The sequence below is a fragment of the Acidisoma sp. 7E03 genome, assembly GCF_054665075.1.
Window position 1 is genome coordinate 347,757 of sequence record NZ_BAAFHE010000001.1, and the last position, 16,473, is coordinate 364,229.

Below are 16,473 nucleotides of genomic sequence, written 5' to 3' on the forward strand. Positions count from 1 at the left end.
CGTGACGATTGCCGCTGTCGAAGCGGTCGATATCGGAAAAGCCTACGGCGGTGTCGCGGCGCTCACCAAAGCGTCCTTCACCGCCGAAGCCGGCGAGGTGCATGCCCTCGTCGGTGAGAACGGTGCCGGCAAATCGACCCTGATCAAGATCATGGGCGGCCGGGTGCGACCCGATTCGGGAGAAATCCGGATCGGGGGGGCGCCCGTCTCCCTCTCCACCCCCGAAGACGGCCACAAGCTCGGTGCCTGGACCGTGTTCCAGGAGCTGACGCTGCTGCCGGCCATGACGGTCGCCGAGAACCTGCTGCTGCGGCAGGAACCGCGGGGCCCACTCGGCCTCATCGACCGTGCCGCCACGCTGCGGGCCGCGGACGAATTGCTCGCACGCTACGGCGTGCTGCACATCGATCCGCGCGCGCTGGTCGAGGACATCTCGCTCGCCGAACGGCAGACCGTCGAGATCGTCCGCGCCATCAGCCACAATCCCAAGATCCTGTTCCTGGACGAGCCCACCTCCTCCCTCGTGGAGCGCGAGGTGCAGTGGCTCTTCGGCCAGATCCGCCGGCTGCGGGAGGCCGGCTGCGGCATCGTCTTCACTTCGCACCGCTGGGCGGAGATTCGAGAAGTCGCCGACCGCATCACGATCTTCCGCGGCGGAAGCGACGTCGGCACCTTCACCGAGATCGACGAAGACGAGGCGGTGCGGCTGATGACCGGGCGGCGCGTGGAGGCGCTCTATCCGCCCCTCGTCCCGCGGCCGGCAGAAGCGCCCGTGATGCTCGAAGCGCGTGCGCTCAACGGCCCCAACCTGCATGACGTGTCCCTTGCCCTGCACAAGGGTGAGGTGCTCGGCGTGGGCGGCCTCGCGGGCCATGGCCATCGCGAACTCTTCCGCGTGCTCTTCGGCGACGCCCATGCGAGCAGCGGCACCCTTGCCGTGCAGGGGCGCACCCGTAAATTCCGCTCGCCGCGGGCCGCTATCGCCTCCGGCATCGCGCTGGTGCCGGAGGACCGCAAGAGCGAGGGCCTGCTGTTGCGCATGAGCGTGCGGGACAATGCCTCCCTCGCGATCCTCAAGCGGCTCACGCGTTTCGGCATTCTCAAGCCGGACGCCGAGCGGAAGGCGGCGCAGAGCGTGGTGGACAGTCTGCGCGTGCGCACGGCGGGCATCAACCTCGCGGTCGGCGCGCTGTCGGGCGGCAATCAGCAGAAGGTTCTCCTCGGCCGCTGGCTTCTCACCGAATGTCCCATCCTGCTGCTCTATGACGTAACCAGGGGCGTTGACGTGGCGACGAAGCACGAGATCTACGAACTCGTCGCGCGCCTCGCCCGCGAAGGCAACGCCATCCTCTTCTACTCGAGCGACGCCGAAGAACTCGCCCATCTGTGCCACCGCGTCCTCGTGATGCGCGAAGGCCGGGTGGCGGCCGAGCTTGCGGCGCCCGGCATCACCGCCGAGGACATCGTCTCCGCCGCCGTGCGCGACCGCGGCGCCCCCGTCCCGGTGGAGGAATTGACATGAGCCTGACCCCGTCATCCACCGAAACGATCCTGGCGGCGAGCCGCCCGCGCCGCTCCCGCCTGTCGCATGCGCTGGCACAGAACGTCGGCCTTGCGCTGGTCATCGCGCTGCTCGTCGCCTGTATCATCCTCTATTGCGTGCTCTACATCGTGACGCAGCACCGGCTGCCGGGTGGTTTCGAGCTGACTTCGACACTCAACAACACCATGCCGCTGGCCTTCGCGGCGCTGGCCCAGACGCTGGTGGTGCTGACCCGCGGCATCGACCTCTCGGTCGGTGGCGTGGTCGATCTCACCAATGCCATGGCGGCGCTGACGCTGATGGGTGGCCCGGCTTCGACGGCATTCTGGACCCTCGCCATCCTCGCGGTTGGCGCATTGTGCGGCCTTCTCAACGGCGTTCTGGTCGCCGTCGGGCGCCTGCAGCCGATCCTGGTGACGCTCTCGACGCTCTCGATCTTCCAGGGCATCGCCATCAAGATCCTGCCGCAGCCGGGGGGTGCCATGCCGCCGGGCTATACGGCTGTGCTCGCCAATCCCAACGTGCCACTGTCGCTGATCTTCATTCCGATCATCGGTATCCTGTGGGCCGTGTTCCGCCGTACCTCGCTCGGCGTCGCCGTCTTCGCCATCGGCAATGATGCGATGGCGGCGAGCAGCCACGGCATCAACGTCCGCCGCACCACCATCCTCGCCTATATGCTGGGGGGCCTCGCCTCCGCCTGCGCCGGCCTCTTCCTCGCCTCGAACGCGACTGCAGGCGATGCGACGACGGGTGACACCTACACCCTCACCTCCATCGTCGCCGCCGTGCTGGGTGGCGTCAGCCTCTTCGGCGGACGCGGCAGTGGCCTCGGTGCTCTCTTCGGTGCCTTCGTCACCGTCATGGTCGTGAACATCCTGTTCTTCGCCCATATCGATCCGCTCTATCAGACCTTCTACGAAGGCCTGTTTCTGCTGGCGGCCGTCGTCGCCGCCAATGTCATCGGTCAGATCGTGAGGCGCCGGCGATGAGCGCAGCCCAGACCAAGCGGCAGCCCCTGCTCAACCGCGAGCGGCGCCGCATCCTCTACGCTTTCCTTGCCGCCGTGCTGCTCTTCGCCATCGGCGAAGCGATCCGCCCGGGCTTCGCGAGCCTCTCCGGCATCCGCGCCATCCTCGTCGTGGCCTCCTTCGTCGGCCTCGTCGCTGCCGGGCAGACCTTCGTCATCCTCATCGGCGGTATCGACCTTTCGGTGCCTTGGGTGCTCAACGGTGCCGCCATCCTGATGGTGACGAGCTCGCTTGGCCATGACGACCGGGCGATTCCGGCACTGGCGCTGACCCTCGGCATGGGCACCGCCATCGGCGTGATCAACGGCGCCGGCATCGCGCTGCTCGGCATCCCAGCCGTCGTCATGACGCTTGCCATGAACGGCATCATGCAGGGGCTGACCCTCGGCTTCTCCGGCGGCATGACCTGCACGAATTGCGGTGCCTATGCGCCCCCCGTGGTGCAGGCGGCGGTGCATCACAGCTTCCTCGGCCTGCCCATCGTGCTGTGGATCTGGATCGGCATCATCATCGCCGTTTCTTTCGTCCTCGCCATGACGCGCTTCGGGCGGATGACCTACACCGTTGGCAACAATGCGCGGGCGAGCCATCTCGCCGGCATCAACGTCTCGGCGGTCACCATCGCGCTCTACGGATTGAGCGGCTTCTTCGCCGCCCTCGCCGGCATCATGCTGGTGGGCTTCGGCGGCCAGGCGGCGCTCAGCATGGGCGATCCCTACCTGTTCCAGTCGATCGCGGCCGTCGTCATCGGTGGCGTCTACATCCTGGGCGGCCGCGGCCATTATCTCGGCTCGGTCGCCGGCGCCATCAGCCTGACTGCGCTGGTCTCGGTGCTGCTCGCCTTCAACATGCCGGATTACGGCCGCAGCATCGTCTATGGCGTCGTCATCCTCGCTTTGCTGCTGCTCTACGGCCGCGAGGAGGATGCGGGCTAGCCGCCTCTGGCACGGCCTCCGCCTCGGCGGGGGCCGTGGACCAGTTACGGTCGTCCTGCAGATAATCGAAGAGCCGTTCCCGCTCCTCTGCCGAGAGGGGTGACAGGCTGAAACGCTCACTCATCGCCAAGCCCATGGTGGCAGCCCAGCGCACCTCAGCCAGCACCGGATTGGCCGCCTGCGCGCGCACGGTTGCCAGTTGCTCGGCATCCTTCGTGCGGATCGTCTCGAGAATGTCGGGCGCTTCCCCCAACGTCCCGGCGATGGCGAAGACCGCCGAATGGGGCAGAGCGAAGGCCTTGCGGAAAGACGCAATATACGCCGCAAGTTGCGGCTCGGGGTGATCGGCAGGCAGGCTCGCGAGATAGTCCGCGCGATAGGATTCGACCTGCTCCATCTGATTTTCAATCAAGGCCCGCAACACGGCGTCCTTGGTACGGAAATGATGCAGGATGCCGCCCTTGCTGATGCCGCTTTCCCGCGCGACGGCATCGATCGTCAATTTCTTCGCCCCATCGCGGGCGAGGATCGTCAGTGCCGCTTCAATCGCGGCCTCGCGCGTGCGTTTGGAACGCAGGAAATTATCCATCGGCTCGTTCAATCTGTCGTCTGGCGGCCGAGTCTACCCCAAGGGCTGCCGCGCGGACAGTCGTTGCCGCTTCCCCACTTGCTGCGGATGATGCGCTTGTGACCGCCGTTTCAGCCGGAAGGGCCGCGGGATGCGACCCTCACCAGAGGATCAAGAGTCCCGCATGATCCCGCCGCGCCATTATTTCCACAGTTTCGGATTCCACAGCGCATCCGTTTGATCGAGCGCATTGCGAAAATGGTCCAACTGGCCGCGAAACGCCACCAATGTCACATCGGAACCACCGAAAACCGACTGAACGTACAAATCCTCTACCTTGTCGGCCTTGGTCAGAAAGAAGAACACGTTGCTGCTCGCCTGAAATTCCAGAATCTTCTGGTACGGAATCCGCGCTTTTTGTGCCGGGGTCGGAGTTCCGACATAGTAGTACATGTAGACGAGTTCGCCATTCGGGGAGGTCGTCACGTCGATATGGTAGTCGTACTTCCCCGTGACATCGAAGTAAAAATGCGATTTGTCAGCAGAATAAGTCGGCGTGTAGCCCATGTCGGTTACATAGCTCTTGAGCATGTCTTGGACTTTGAGCTGTGCCGCGGGGACGTCCGCCGCCCAGAGCGGCTTCATGCTTGCGATCAGCAGTAACGATCCGAAAAGGCACTGTTTGAGCATTAGGTTCCCTTAGAGGTGAGTCGTCCAGGATTTTTCGATGTGCACGACGTGACCGTGCCCCCACCGCTTGGTCTGCAGCATCTGCTCCAGCACGGCGAGGGTCGCGGCCTCACGCAGGATGGGGTCATTCACCCTGTTGCTGCTGCTCTTCCTCCTGCTGTTGCTCTTCTTCCTGTTGCTGCTGATATTCCTCCTGCTGTTGCTCCTGTTCTTGCTGATACTGCTCCTGCTCTTGTTGCTGCTGCTCGTACTGTTCTTCCTGCTGCTGTCTTTGAGCGGCTGCAGCAGCATTTTGCTGGTCCCACCACTCCTGTTGCTGCTTCTGCTGATCTTCCTGCTGTTGCTGATACTGCTCTTCCATCATCTGCTGCTGGTCCGGTTCCCCATTGTCTTGCTGGGTCTGACCGGATGGGACGGCGGGCGTGGGAGCGCCCGGGAAATAGCTGGGTTGAGCCGGCGCCTGCCCACCGCCAGACAGGGCTGTCAAAGCGTTCCGCGCGTTCACGTTCCCCTGCGCCGCAGCCTTTTCGTACCAGCTCGCTGCTGCGGATATGTTTTGAGGGACACCCTGGCCATGCTCATACAATGATCCGAGTGCCGCCTGCGCGTGCATGTCCCCCTGGTTCGCGGCCTTGGTCAAAAGAAACGCGGCCTGATCATAGTCTTGCTTCACGCCTTGACCATTCTCGTAGAGGATTCCGAGATTGGTCTCGGCCATCGCATCGCCATTCGCCGCAGATTTAGAGTAGTACTCGGCGGCTTTGGCGTAGTTCCGCTTCACACCAAGCCCGCCCGCATAAAGGACGCCCACATCGTAGTCCGCGTCTAGATAACCCTTGTCGGCAGACTTCTGCCACCAGTATGCGGCTTTGGCATAATCCAGCGGTACACCTTCGCCCTTGTAATAAGCGTAGCCCAGGGCGTAGAGCGCGCGAGGATCTCCAGCAGCGGCGCCCTTGCGATACCAAGAGAGGGAGGTTGCTAAATCCTTCGAGACGCCGGTTCCATAATAGTAGTCGTCCCCGATGTTTCCCTCGCAGGCTGCATTGCCGCCCGCCGCCGCCTTGAGACACCATGCATGGCCATTCGCGTAGTCCTTCATGCGGTAGTAGTAGAGTGCGAGCTTATGCTGCGCCTCAGGATCCCCTGCCTGCGCGGCAGTTTGCAGGGTTGCGAGATCCTGTGCCGAGAGAGCTTGCGCCGTAGATGATCCGGTTTGCGGTTGCATCTGGCAGCCCGCAAGGGCGAGAAGAACGCAGCCACAAGCGACTGCAGAGAGCGAATGAGGAAAAGGCACGGTCGTTTCCTTATCAAGAAGACGGCGCAAGTCCCGTCTAACTCAAGAGGCGGATTGCCACCCGCCTCGTTGCCGCGTCATATCATTTTGCTTGTTCATCAAAGGATCTCGTGACCTCGGTTGGACCTCTCAGGGCGCTTCTTTCGCTGAGCCATCGTCCGAGGCTTGAAACGCCCAGTCTCTAACGGCTCCGCGGCGTTTCTCCTTCCCTGCCCAAGCATTGTCCCCTCTGAAAGAGGATCCTGCGATCGCTCGCACTATCCCAGGCAGTCATCATAGCCGTCGGAAAAGCGCGCCGCTTGTATCTGTTTAGATGCATCGGTCATTTTCCACCGGACGAACGAACATCCCCTCATCCGCTCCAGCTACTTTTATCTGATTGATTTGCTTGAACTTCTTTTGTGGCCTGTGCATGCTTGTCTTGGAGGTTCTGCCTGTGCTAGGGCCGGAGACAGTACAGTCACAGTTAGTGTCGGCGGTTGAGGTCCATGTTTGACACGACGACCCTTGAGCGTTTCACCGAATCCTTCGCGATAGCTGTCCGTCCGTTCGGATTCACGGGATTCGTGATTGGTCGGATCCCGGCAAACGGCGACCCTGGAAAACTCTTTTCGGTCCGTTGGCCGCGGTGGATCGAGCATTACGCCGTCAATGGCTTCGTCCATGAGGACATAGCGATCGATCAAACGGCGTGCTCGCTGGAACCCTTCACCTGGGCCGAGCTGCAGAGACGCCGCCCTGGCGAGGGCACGCGCGTGTTCCAGGAATGTCGCCGCTTCGGATGGCCTGACGGTTTCATCGTACCCGTCGATGGGCCTGACGGTCGCCGCGGATTGGTCAGTCTCGCATCGCCCGTGCTGCTGTCACTGAGCAGCGCTGATCACGCTTCCCTCGTGTCTCTCTCGCTATCCGCCTATGGCAAGGCGTGGACGCTCGCCACGGCCGGAGGTGGCCCGCTGCTGAGCCTCTCGGCCCGCGAACAGGAAGCTCTGATGCATGTCGCCGAGGGACGAGACGATTCTGAAATCGCTCTTCACATGTCCATATCGACAGCGACGGCGCACGCTCACGTCGAACGCGCCAAACGTCGGCTCGGCGCCAGCACGCGTGCCCAGGCGGTTGCGCGAGCAATCACCGCTAAACTCATCTGACGATCCCGATTGCCCTGAGAAAACCAGGCTAACGGGCAGAGCGCGGCTTTGCGGCCGTACGGGCAGGGGCGGTCGTTCCTACCGCAGCGCTATTTGAGGAAGGGGTTGGAGATGACGGTACTCTGCCCTTCGATGCAGGTCGGCTGCGGCAGAAGAGCGGCTTCCGACACGACGACGCCGAGACTGAAACCGATAAAGAGCATGGTCGAGGTCCAGAAGAGCAGCTTGCCGGTCGCGCTACGGGGCAGGCTGAATTCGTGCGGCGGAGGGTCGTTGCGGGCGAGGGTCACGAAGAGGCATCCCATCCTAGCGCTGGTTACTGCAGCCGGGCGGCGAGACCGTCAGCCGCCTTGTCCAGCCCGGCGCGCGCGGCCGCCAGGGCGCCGAAGGTCGGCATCGGGTTGAAGGCGTTGGGATACTGCTTCTCCTCATAAGCGAGCAGCAGCCGGCCACTCTCCGCATCGGTGATTTCCACCGCATCCATCACCCAGCCGGTCATCAAGCCACCCTTGCCGCGCGCCGCCTGCACCCCGTTGTAGAGCATGCCGCCGATGTCGACATGCGCGAGCGTGCTGAGCACCTGAGTGCTGGTGGCCGCCCCCGTCAGCGTCACCTTGATCCTGATCGTGTCGGCCGCAGGCTCGGTCACGAGGGTGAAGCGCCGCTGCAGCGCTTGCGCGAAGGCTGCCTGCGCGTGGTGCGCGAGCGCCGCGCGCGCCTCTCCGCTCATCGTGCCGAACTGGTTGTCCGCACCTTGATAGATCGCGACCGGTTCGAGAATGGCGCTGCGGTATTGAGACCAGTCAACGGCACCGTCATATCGGTAGGGAGTCCGGCCGGCTCCCTCGCCGCTCGCCGGCCGCAGATAGGCGCTGGAGGCAAGACCGGTGTAGGGCACTGGCTGCGGCCCGGCACAGGCCGCAAGCATCAAGCATCCGGCCGCCACCGGGAACGCGCGCATCACGCCCGTCTTCATCTCGTCAGCCCCTTCGTCCGTCTGCCCGCAGGCGCCCTCGCCCGCAGTTCGACGTCCGGCATAGGGGATGTTTTACAAACCGTCTAGACGGTTTTTTAATGGGCGATAAAATGCGGACCGTTCTTCCGGGAGATGCGGGATGCCTTCCTTGACTGCGGAGACAGCGGACCAGGCCGCGATGCCGACAGAGACGCCCTGGCCACCAACAGACGCAGAGGCACGGCGGGGCTGCGGGGGCGACAGGCTCGCCATTCTCGTCTGGATCGGGATCTGTCTTCATCCCCTGGCGCTGATCGCGCTGTCTTTCTGCCGGGGATGGCTGTGACGCGGCGGTCGGCCACGTCAGCCGAGAGACCCGCGGAGATCCTCCGCGGGTCTCGTATGGTCAGTTGCTCGGCTGAACGTTGAGCTGGCCGCGGATTTCGCCGTTCGGGAAGGCAGCCGTGTGCAGGTTCACGTAATAGAGGCCGCCCAGAAGCTGGGACACCTGGTCGAGGGTGAGCTTGGCCTGGCCGTCGATCGGGCTGTCATAGGGCGGGTTGAAGGGGATGACCGGCGGCGCATCCATCCCCGGCGTCGCTGGCCCGTGGATATGGGCGGCCATCACCGGGCCGGAGAGGCCAGCATAGGTCAGATGCCAGCTCAGGGTCTGCGTCGAAGGGTCATAATGCGCCACCATTTCGCCGAGGCCGGTGGGCGGCGCGCCCGGAACGGGCACGAGCTTCGCGGTCAGGGTCACCGGGTCGGCGTGCGCGGCGGTGAGACCGCCGAGACCCGCCAGGGTGAAGGCCGCGGCGGCTGCCAGCGGCAGCAGGCTGCGGCGCCGCGGGGAAAGGATCGACTGCGTCATGGCAACTCCTTCGCTTCTCATGAACCGGCCGGGCCTTCCGGCCAGGCGACGCATCATCCTACGACCACCCCAGCCAACGGCGGGATGACGGGATGATTACGCGGCCTTTCGGCCCAGAGCGGCAAAGATGTCAACCAGAGCGGCGACCAGATCGTCCATCATCGCCTCGGTATGGCGCGGCCCCGGCGTGAACCGCAGCCGCTCCGTGCCTCGCGGCACCGTCGGGTAGTTGATCGGCGTCGCGTAATGGCCGTGCTCGGCGAGCAGGCGGCGGCTGACTTCGCGGCAGAGATCGGCATCGCGCACCATCAGCGGCACGATGTGGCTCTCGGACGGCAAGCGCGGCAGGCCGGCCACGTCGAGCTTGCGCTTGAGCCGCTCGGCGCTCGCGAAGAGCGAGGCGCGCAGCGCGTCGTCCCGGCGGATGCGGCGGATGCTGGCGAGCGCCGATCCCACCACCGCCGGCGGCAGGGAGGTGGTGAAGATGAAGCCCGGCGCGGTGGAGCGGATATAGTCGATGACGACGGCATCGGCCGCGACATAGCCGCCATGGGCGCCGATCGCCTTGGCGAGCGTGCCTTCGATGACGGTGAGACGACGGGCGACGCCTTCCCGCTCCGACACGCCGCCCCCGGTCGGCCCATACATGCCGACGGCATGCACCTCGTCGAGATAGGTCAGCGCGCCATAGCGATCGGCGAGATCGCAGATCGCGCCGATCGGCGCGATGTCGGCATCCATGGAATAGACCGATTCGAAGGCGATGAGCTTGGGCGCATCGGCCGGCGCCGCGGCCAAGAGCGCCTCGAGATGGGCGAGGTCGTTATGGCGGAAGACGTGGCAGGTCGCGGGGCTGTTCTTGATGCCCGCGATCATCGAGGCGTGGTTCTTTTCGTCGGAAAAGCAGATGAAGCCCGGTAGGCTGCGCAGGATGCAGGTGAGCGTCGCCTGGTTGGAGACGAAGCCCGAGGCGAAGAGCAACGCCCGCTCGCGCCCGTGCAGGGCGGCGAGTTCTGCCTCCAGCGCATCGTGCAGCGGCGAGGTGCCGCTGATATTGCGGGTGCCTCCGGCCCCGGCCCCCAGCGTCTCGAGGGCGCTGCGGCCGGCGGCGATGACGCCGTCATCTACGCCCATGCCGAGATAGTCATTGGCGGACCAGACGGTGATGTCCCGCGTCCGGCCGTTTTCGGTGAGCTGATAGACGGGGTAGCGGGTGGCATCGCGGGCCAGCGGCGTGAAGCGGCGATAACGGCCCTGGGCCTCGATCTCGGCGAGGTGTGACCGGCAGTGTTCGACGAAAGCGTTCATGCATAGGTCTCCGCAGCAGGTCTTAGGCCCCGAGCGCCACCCGTTGCACCACGGATCGCGAATGCCTGCCGCCCGGACCGGCCTTAGCACACCCACCTTGCAAGACCCTGACCTGGATCAAATCCAGACCCTGCGACGGCAGTGGCCGCCGGCACGCCGTGCTTGCAAGCGCCCGGCAGGAGAGGCAGCATGGGCCATCCTTGACCAGGGCGACGGCGGATCGGGGACAGACCCGCGATGCCGTCCCCTTCCTTCGGAGTCCTCGCCATGCCTGCCCAGGCAAAGACCATCGCGGCCGCCCGGCCGCGCCAGACCGCCCTGCCCATGCCGGTGAAGCTGGCCGCCACCCTTCTCGGCGTCTGCGTCATCGCGGCCTCGGCCCATGTCGCCATTCCCTTCTGGCCGGTGCCGATGACGATGCAGAGCGGCACGATCCTGCTGTTGAGCGCGATCTACGGCAGCGGCCTCGCGGAAGCGACCCTCGCGAGCTACCTCTTCGCCGGCGCGATCGGCCTGCCGGTCTTCGCCTCGGGCGCTGGCCTCGCCTATCTCGCGGGCCCGACGGCGGGCTATCTGCTGGGCTTCTTCTTGGCCGCCTCGCTGATGGGCTTCGCCGCCTCGCGCGGCCTGATGCGCGGCTGGTTCGGCACCATCCTCGCCTTCCTCGCCGGCATCACCGTGATCTATGGCTTCGGCCTCGCCTGGCTCACGCTGCAGGTCGGTTGGAGCAAGGCGCTGGTCGGCGGCCTGGTGCCCTTCCTGCCGGCGGAAGCGACGAAGATGGCGATGGCAATCCTGCTCTATCGCGCGGGCCACATGCTGCGCGGCCGCTGAGCCCATCCGGCTTCGAGGACGAGGGCCTGCTCCCCGCCGGAGCGGGCCCTTTTTCTTTGCCCGTGGCGCAACGAAAAAGGCGCGACCCTCTGGGGCGCGCCTTGACCTGACCTGAGTCGCTATCGGGGAGAACTGGGGCGATCGATGGGGCTCGAACCCACGACATCCAAGACCACAACCTGGCGCTCTACCAACTGAGCTACGACCGCCACCCGTTCACGATGCCCGCGGGCACCGTGGAGGGGCGTTTAGCCTCATCACTCCGCCGCCGTCAACGGCGGGCGGGCGGCGAGCTGCCCCGCACGCATAGAGCGGCTGAGTCGGGCCAGGGCCTCATCGAGCAGCGCGGTCTGCTTGCAGAAGGCAAAGCGCACGTGGTGGCGCGGCTTTTCCGTCGCATAGAAGGCCGAGAGCGGAATGGCGACGACCCCGGCCTGCTCCGCTAGGCGCATGCAGAAGGCAGCGTCGTCCCCATCCGAATCGAGGGCCGAATAGTCGGCGAGCACGAAGTAGCTGCCGGCGGAGGGCAGCGTGCGAAAACCCACTGCATTCAGCCCGCGCACCAGATGGTCGCGCTTGGCCTGGAGATCGGCCGCGAGGCCGGCGAAATAGGCATCGTCCTTGGCAAGCCCCACCGCCACCGCCCGCTGCAGATTGGGCGGCGTCGTGAAGGTGAGGTTCTGATGCGCCCGCGCCACCACGCCCATCAGCGCGGCGGGACCGGAGATATAGCCGACCTTCCAGCCCGTCAGGCTGAAGGTCTTGCCGGCCGAGCCGATCCGCAAGCAGCGCTCGCGCATGCCGGGCAGCGCCATGAGCGGCAGATGTCGCTGCCCGTCGAAGACCAGGTGTTCGTAGACTTCGTCGCAGATCGCATAGGCATCGTGCTGCTGAAGAAGACCGGCGATGAAGCCGAGTTCCTCCGCGGAAAAGACCTTGCCGATCGGGTTCATCGGGCTGTTGAGCAGGATCGCCTTGGTCTTGGGGCCGAAGGCCGCGGCGAGCGCCGCGCGCGGCAGGTCCCAATGCGGCGGTTCGAGCCGCACGAGGCGCGGCACCGCTCCCAGCATGCGGACCACGGGAAGGTAGGTATCGTAGAGCGGCTCGATGAGGACGACCTCGTCCCCCGGGTCGACCAGCGCCATCAGCGACGCGGTGATCGCCTCGGTGGCGCCGGAGGTGACGACAACCTCGCGCTCCGCATCGATGGCGAGGCCGTAGAAGCGGGCATTGGCGGCGGCGACGGCCTGGCGCAGTTCGGGCAGGCCGGTGAGCGGCGGATACTGGTTGCGCCCGTCTTGCAGCGCCTCGGCCGCGGCCTGGATGACGTCGGCCGGCCCGTCGGTATCCGGGAAGCCCTGGCCGAGATTGATGGCCTGATGTTTTTGAGCCAGCGCCGACATCACGGTGAAGATCGTCGTTCCGGTTTGCGCGAGGAGGCTGTTGGCAGGCTTCACGGCGAGGCTCCCTGATAAGGGCGCGTAATGTGACGGAGACGGGCACCGCAAACAATGCCTGTCGGAGGGCAGAGGGTTGCACCCAAATCAGGCAAAACGCCGAGGCAATCGCCCAAAGGACGGGCGAAACGGCGGATCGCTCATGAAAATCACGCCCTACGCTCACCTGCCGATTGCAGGCCGGTGGCTGGCGTGCGAGTTTGCGCCGGCATGGGAGGTGCCCTGAAGGTGCGCTGGCCGCTCGTTTGCATGGCGTCCGCACCCGGGCTCACCCGACCCGCGACGAGGATGCGATGAAGAAAATCGAGGCCGTTATCAAACCCTTCAAGCTCGACGAGGTGAAGGAAGCGCTGCACGAGGTTGGCCTGCAGGGCATAACCGTGGTGGAAGCCAAAGGCTTCGGCCGGCAGAAGGGCCATACCGAGCTTTATCGCGGCGCCGAATACGTGGTGGATTTCCTGCCCAAGGTGAAGATCGAACTCGTCTGCGAGGACTCGGTCGCCGAGCGGGCCGTGGAAGCCATCATGAATGCGGCCCGGACGGGCCGCATCGGCGACGGCAAGATCTTCATCTCGACCGTGGACGAGGTCATTCGCATTCGGACGGGGGAACGCGGCGCCGACGCCGTCTGACCCCGAAGGACGTGCCGACGGCGGCCACCCTCCGCGTGGCCGTGCCCAGAGACCGGTCCGCCCCTCTGGCGGATCAAGACGCTTCAACATGAACGAGGATTTCAGGATGGCGAGCGAGTCCCTGACGGGTGTTCAGAAGGTCATGGAAATGATCAACGAACATTCCGTTGAATACGTGGATCTGCGTTTCACGGACATGCGCGGCAAGTGGCAGCACACGGCCCAGCACGTGTCCACGATCAACGAGGATTCCTTCGTCGACGGCATCATGTTCGACGGTTCCTCCATCGCCGGCTGGAAGGCGATCAACGAGTCCGACATGATCCTGATGCCGGACCCGAACACCGCGGTGATGGACCCCTTCACCGCCAAGCCGCAGCTCATCCTGTTCTGCGACATCATCGAGCCCTCCACCGGCCAGGGCTACAGCCGCGACCCGCGCTCGACCGCGAAGCGCGTCGAGGAATACCTGAAGGCGACCGGCATCGGTGACACCATCGTCGTCGGCGCCGAAGCCGAGTTCTTCATCTTTGACAGCGTGAAGTTCGGCACCGGCGGCAACTACGGCATGTACCAGTTGGACAGCATCGAAGGCCCCGGCTCGTCCATGAAGGACTATCCGGAAGGCAACATGGGTCACCGCCCGGCGGTGAAGGGCGGCTACTTCCCGGTGGCGCCGGTGGACGGCGACGTCGATCTCCGCGCCGAGATGCTCTCGACCATGGGCGAGATGGGCCTCATCATCGAGAAGCACCATCACGAGGTGGCGCAAAGCCAGCACGAGCTCGGCACGCGCTTCCAGACGCTGACCAAGATGGCCGACGACATGCAGATCTATAAGTACTGCGTGCACAACGTCGCGCACAGCTACGGCAAGACGGCGACCTTCATGCCGAAGCCGATCTATGGCGACAACGGCTCGGGCATGCACACCCACCAGTCCATCTGGAAGGACGGCAAGCCGCTCTTCGCGGGCAACGGCTACGCCGACCTGTCCGAGATGTGCCTGTACTTCATCGGCGGCATCATCAAGCATGCGAAGGCCATCAACGCCTTCACCAACCCCTCGACCAACAGCTACAAGCGCCTGATCCCGGGCTTCGAGGCCCCCGTGCTGCTCGCCTATTCGGCGCGCAACCGCTCCGCCTCCTGCCGCATCCCCTACACCACCAGCCCGAAGGCCAAGCGCGTCGAAGTCCGCTTCCCTGACCCGAGCGCCAACCCCTACCTCGCCTATGCCGCCATCGCCATGGCCGGCATCGACGGCATCAAGAACAAGATCCATCCGGGCGACGCCATGGACAAGGATCTCTACGACCTGCCGCCGGAAGAGCTGAAGGAAATCCCGACGGTCTGCGGCAGCCTGCGCGAGGCGCTGGGTGCACTGGCCGCCGACCAGGACTTCCTGCTGCAGGGCGACGTCTTCACCAAGGACATGATCGAGTCCTACATCGAGCTGAAGATGAAGGAAGTGTACCGCTTCGAGCACACGCCGCACCCGGCTGAGTTCGAGATGTACTACTCCGTCTGATCCCGAGCCGGATCAGCGAGACGACGAACGGGGCGCCTTCGGGCGCCCCGTTTTTCATCAGGGTCCGCGCGCGAAGGCGAGCGGGAGCTTCGCGCGGCTCCAGCCGCGGCATCATGCGAAACTGCGGTTGTTGAAGATGATCCATCGATCTGCCGCAGCGCCTAGTGATAATCAGCCTCCGAGACGTAAGCTGATCTCGAAGGCAGTTCGGGGCAGAACTTGAATAACCGAGAGTCGTGCCGGCTGGTTTTCAATCTCCTGCCGCGCGTATCTGCTGCCGATCGGCGCCCTGCTGCTGATGGATTTCGTCCCGCGCTTTTTCCAGGGTGATTCCGTCTCGTATCTATCCACCCAGATCGGTCAATGGGTCCCGCCGGACCGCTCTTGGGAATTCGGCCTCATGGTCAATTTCCTGCTTCGCCACACACATGGGCTCAGCGCGTTTATCTTCATTCAGATCGGCGTATTGATCGCGCTGGTGGAAGGCATGCGCTGCCTCTTTGCTCATCGTGCCTGTGGCGCGCTTGGTTGGGTATCGGCTGCACTGATGCTGGCCATCGACCCGCTCATGGAACTCTATGCGCGCTTCTACATGAGCGATTTCCTCGCGATGGGATTCTTCCTTTTCGCCATAGGAGGCCTCATTCTTGCTCTGCGCCCAGGCAAGACACGGACGAGCATTTACGGGGCGGCAAGCCTCATTCTGCTCGGAACACTCGGCGCCGTGTTCTTCCGTGTTGCCTATGCTCTTATCATCCTCCTGTCAGTTGTTCTCTCAGGCTTACTGCTGAGCCGCAGGCTGACGCGACGCGACTGGGGGAAGTTAGTCCTCGCGGGCTTTGTGCCGGTCGTCGCGGTCCTTGCCGTCGTCGGGGCGAACCGTGTCATGTTCGCCAAGGAATTCCCCGGACAGTTTTTCGCCACCAAACTGTCCGGGGTATTCTTGGCCGGTGTTTTTACCCCCGCTCTTCACCCGGAAGACTTTGCAAGGGCAGGGATTCCCGTAACAGCTGAGGAATACGCCAAGCTCGACTTGAGCAATTATCAGAAGCGGGTGGTGCAGGTGTGGGGACATGATCCGTCCGATCTTCACCAGCTCATCAAGGATAAGCTCCATATCTCGGCTGACTACACGGCCGCGGTCGATCGCGCGGCGTCCAAGCTCGTGGCGAGCGCTTTCGAACGCGATCCGCTCGCCTTTCTCAAAGTGTATCTGGTGAGCGCACTGGACTATGTGCGACCTGATCAATGGCGCAGGCAGGTGCCAGGCGAGATGGGCCTGACGCGTCCACTGCCAGACTTTTTCGTCGCCTTCGTAAACCGCTATGCGGTGCTGAAAGTCACCCCAGAGATTACAACCGTCCGATCACTGCTGATCCGCATCTATACAGCAGCATCTTATGCCTATCCCTTCTTGCTCCTGCTGGGGCTGGGGGCGGGCTTCATACTCCTGTGGACCCAAGGAGTCACCGTTGGAGTCGTTGTGCCGTTTGCAGCCTTCCTGGCCGACCTGGCTTCAGCGCCCCTCTATGGCAACTATCTGATCGCGCGATACGTGCTTGCGGCGATTTTCCTCGCCTACCTCCTCATAGGCCTGGGGATCAGCGACATCGTGACCCGCATGTTCCCCGAAGAGAAGCGCGACCCCGCCCCATAACGGAGAGGAGGGG

General features: G+C 64.3%; 17 protein-coding genes and 1 tRNA gene. 8 read left to right on the forward strand and 10 right to left on the reverse strand.

Annotated features, from left to right (window positions below; all coding sequences use genetic code 11):
* Position 1 precedes the first annotated feature (1 nt).
* Genes ACYQ6W_RS01685 through ACYQ6W_RS01695 form a run of 3 tightly spaced genes read left to right on the forward strand, consistent with a single transcriptional unit; the run spans position 2 to position 3,509 of the window.
* Positions 2–1,522, forward strand: a complete 1,521-nt coding sequence (locus ACYQ6W_RS01685; protein ID WP_459673161.1) for a sugar ABC transporter ATP-binding protein — start codon at positions 2–4, stop codon at positions 1,520–1,522.
* A complete protein-coding gene (locus tag ACYQ6W_RS01690) occupies positions 1,519–2,535 on the forward strand; it encodes an ABC transporter permease (RefSeq protein WP_459673164.1) in 1,017 nt (338 codons plus the stop codon). Before ACYQ6W_RS01685 ends, ACYQ6W_RS01690 begins: the two co-directional genes overlap by 4 nt.
* Positions 2,532–3,509 (forward strand): ABC transporter permease, encoded by a 978-nt coding sequence (locus ACYQ6W_RS01695; RefSeq protein ID WP_459673166.1) that lies wholly within the window; start codon positions 2,532–2,534, stop codon positions 3,507–3,509. Before ACYQ6W_RS01690 ends, ACYQ6W_RS01695 begins: the two co-directional genes overlap by 4 nt.
* Here ACYQ6W_RS01695 and ACYQ6W_RS01700 read toward each other — a convergent pair.
* From ACYQ6W_RS01700 to ACYQ6W_RS01715, 4 genes are all read right to left on the reverse strand, one after another.
* Positions 3,460–4,098, reverse strand: a complete 639-nt coding sequence (locus ACYQ6W_RS01700; protein ID WP_459673168.1) for a TetR/AcrR family transcriptional regulator — start codon at positions 4,096–4,098, stop codon at positions 3,460–3,462. The genes ACYQ6W_RS01695 and ACYQ6W_RS01700 overlap by 50 nt on opposite strands.
* Positions 4,099–4,278: 180 nt before the next feature.
* Positions 4,279–4,722 (reverse strand): hypothetical protein, encoded by a 444-nt coding sequence (locus ACYQ6W_RS01705; protein WP_459673170.1) that lies wholly within the window; start codon positions 4,720–4,722, stop codon positions 4,279–4,281.
* A gap of 54 nt (positions 4,723–4,776) precedes the next feature.
* The gene (locus ACYQ6W_RS01710; protein WP_459673173.1) at positions 4,777–4,899 is read right to left on the reverse strand and encodes a hypothetical protein; all 123 of its coding nucleotides are present in this window, start codon (positions 4,897–4,899) and stop codon (positions 4,777–4,779) included.
* Positions 4,892–6,094, reverse strand: a complete 1,203-nt coding sequence (locus ACYQ6W_RS01715) for a tetratricopeptide repeat protein (protein WP_459673175.1) — start codon at positions 6,092–6,094, stop codon at positions 4,892–4,894. The genes ACYQ6W_RS01710 and ACYQ6W_RS01715 overlap by 8 nt, the downstream gene beginning before the upstream one ends.
* A gap of 458 nt (positions 6,095–6,552) precedes the next feature.
* Between ACYQ6W_RS01715 and ACYQ6W_RS01720 the strand changes: the two genes are divergently transcribed.
* Positions 6,553–7,215, forward strand: a complete 663-nt coding sequence (locus tag ACYQ6W_RS01720) for a helix-turn-helix transcriptional regulator (RefSeq protein WP_459673177.1) — start codon at positions 6,553–6,555, stop codon at positions 7,213–7,215.
* An 89-nt stretch (positions 7,216–7,304) separates the two neighbouring features.
* Here the strand turns inward: ACYQ6W_RS01720 and ACYQ6W_RS01725 are convergent, their stop codons facing one another.
* From ACYQ6W_RS01725 to hemA, 4 genes are all read right to left on the reverse strand, one after another.
* Positions 7,305–7,505: a hypothetical protein gene (locus ACYQ6W_RS01725; RefSeq protein WP_459673178.1), complete on the reverse strand. Its 201-nt coding sequence runs from the start codon at positions 7,503–7,505 to the stop codon at positions 7,305–7,307.
* A gap of 26 nt (positions 7,506–7,531) precedes the next feature.
* Positions 7,532–8,176 (reverse strand): DUF3313 domain-containing protein, encoded by a 645-nt coding sequence (locus ACYQ6W_RS01730; protein ID WP_459673180.1) that lies wholly within the window; start codon positions 8,174–8,176, stop codon positions 7,532–7,534.
* A 400-nt stretch (positions 8,177–8,576) separates the two neighbouring features.
* A complete protein-coding gene (locus tag ACYQ6W_RS01735) occupies positions 8,577–9,041 on the reverse strand; it encodes a CHRD domain-containing protein (RefSeq protein ID WP_459673182.1) in 465 nt (154 codons plus the stop codon).
* 96 nt (positions 9,042–9,137) lie between these two features.
* On the reverse strand, positions 9,138–10,349 hold the full coding sequence (hemA, locus tag ACYQ6W_RS01740; RefSeq protein WP_459673184.1) for a 5-aminolevulinate synthase: 1,212 nt from the start codon (positions 10,347–10,349) through the stop codon (positions 9,138–9,140).
* 267 nt (positions 10,350–10,616) lie between these two features.
* On the opposite strand from hemA, the gene ACYQ6W_RS01745 reads away from it, so the two are divergent.
* Positions 10,617–11,183, forward strand: a complete 567-nt coding sequence (locus ACYQ6W_RS01745; RefSeq protein WP_459673185.1) for a biotin transporter BioY — start codon at positions 10,617–10,619, stop codon at positions 11,181–11,183.
* Between the two features lie 133 nt (positions 11,184–11,316).
* On the opposite strand, the gene ACYQ6W_RS01750 is transcribed toward ACYQ6W_RS01745, so the two are convergent.
* Both ACYQ6W_RS01750 and ACYQ6W_RS01755 read right to left on the reverse strand, forming a co-directional pair.
* A tRNA-His gene (locus ACYQ6W_RS01750) sits at positions 11,317–11,392 on the reverse strand.
* Positions 11,393–11,440: 48 nt separating this feature from the next.
* Entirely contained in the window at positions 11,441–12,640 is a 1,200-nt protein-coding gene (locus ACYQ6W_RS01755) for an aminotransferase (RefSeq protein WP_459673187.1), read from the reverse strand.
* A gap of 293 nt (positions 12,641–12,933) precedes the next feature.
* Between ACYQ6W_RS01755 and ACYQ6W_RS01760 the strand changes: the two genes are divergently transcribed.
* The 3 genes from ACYQ6W_RS01760 (at position 12,934) to ACYQ6W_RS01770 (ending at position 16,460) form a co-directional block, all read left to right on the forward strand.
* Complete coding sequence (locus ACYQ6W_RS01760) at positions 12,934–13,272, forward strand: P-II family nitrogen regulator (RefSeq protein WP_459673188.1); 339 nt, start codon at positions 12,934–12,936, stop codon at positions 13,270–13,272.
* Between the two features lie 106 nt (positions 13,273–13,378).
* A complete protein-coding gene (glnA, locus tag ACYQ6W_RS01765) occupies positions 13,379–14,803 on the forward strand; it encodes a type I glutamate--ammonia ligase (RefSeq protein WP_459673189.1) in 1,425 nt (474 codons plus the stop codon).
* 298 nt (positions 14,804–15,101) lie between these two features.
* A complete protein-coding gene (locus ACYQ6W_RS01770; protein ID WP_459673190.1) occupies positions 15,102–16,460 on the forward strand; it encodes a hypothetical protein in 1,359 nt (452 codons plus the stop codon).
* Positions 16,461–16,473: the final 13 nt, after the last annotated feature.

Coding starts and splice junctions, on each gene's coding strand:
- ACYQ6W_RS01700 (WP_459673168.1), bottom strand. CDS start 4,098: ATGGATAATTTCCTGCGTTCCAAACGCACGCGCGAGGCCGCGATTGAA.
- ACYQ6W_RS01695 (WP_459673166.1), top strand. CDS start 2,532: ATGAGCGCAGCCCAGACCAAGCGGCAGCCCCTGCTCAACCGCGAGCGG.
- ACYQ6W_RS01770 (WP_459673190.1), top strand. CDS start 15,102: ATGGATTTCGTCCCGCGCTTTTTCCAGGGTGATTCCGTCTCGTATCTA.
- glnA (WP_459673189.1), top strand. CDS start 13,379: ATGGCGAGCGAGTCCCTGACGGGTGTTCAGAAGGTCATGGAAATGATC.
- ACYQ6W_RS01760 (WP_459673188.1), top strand. CDS start 12,934: ATGAAGAAAATCGAGGCCGTTATCAAACCCTTCAAGCTCGACGAGGTG.
- ACYQ6W_RS01730 (WP_459673180.1), bottom strand. CDS start 8,176: ATGCGCGCGTTCCCGGTGGCGGCCGGATGCTTGATGCTTGCGGCCTGT.
- ACYQ6W_RS01745 (WP_459673185.1), top strand. CDS start 10,617: ATGCCTGCCCAGGCAAAGACCATCGCGGCCGCCCGGCCGCGCCAGACC.
- ACYQ6W_RS01705 (WP_459673170.1), bottom strand. CDS start 4,722: ATGAAGCCGCTCTGGGCGGCGGACGTCCCCGCGGCACAGCTCAAAGTC.
- ACYQ6W_RS01720 (WP_459673177.1), top strand. CDS start 6,553: ATGTTTGACACGACGACCCTTGAGCGTTTCACCGAATCCTTCGCGATA.
- ACYQ6W_RS01735 (WP_459673182.1), bottom strand. CDS start 9,041: ATGACGCAGTCGATCCTTTCCCCGCGGCGCCGCAGCCTGCTGCCGCTG.
- hemA (WP_459673184.1), bottom strand. CDS start 10,349: ATGAACGCTTTCGTCGAACACTGCCGGTCACACCTCGCCGAGATCGAG.
- ACYQ6W_RS01690 (WP_459673164.1), top strand. CDS start 1,519: ATGAGCCTGACCCCGTCATCCACCGAAACGATCCTGGCGGCGAGCCGC.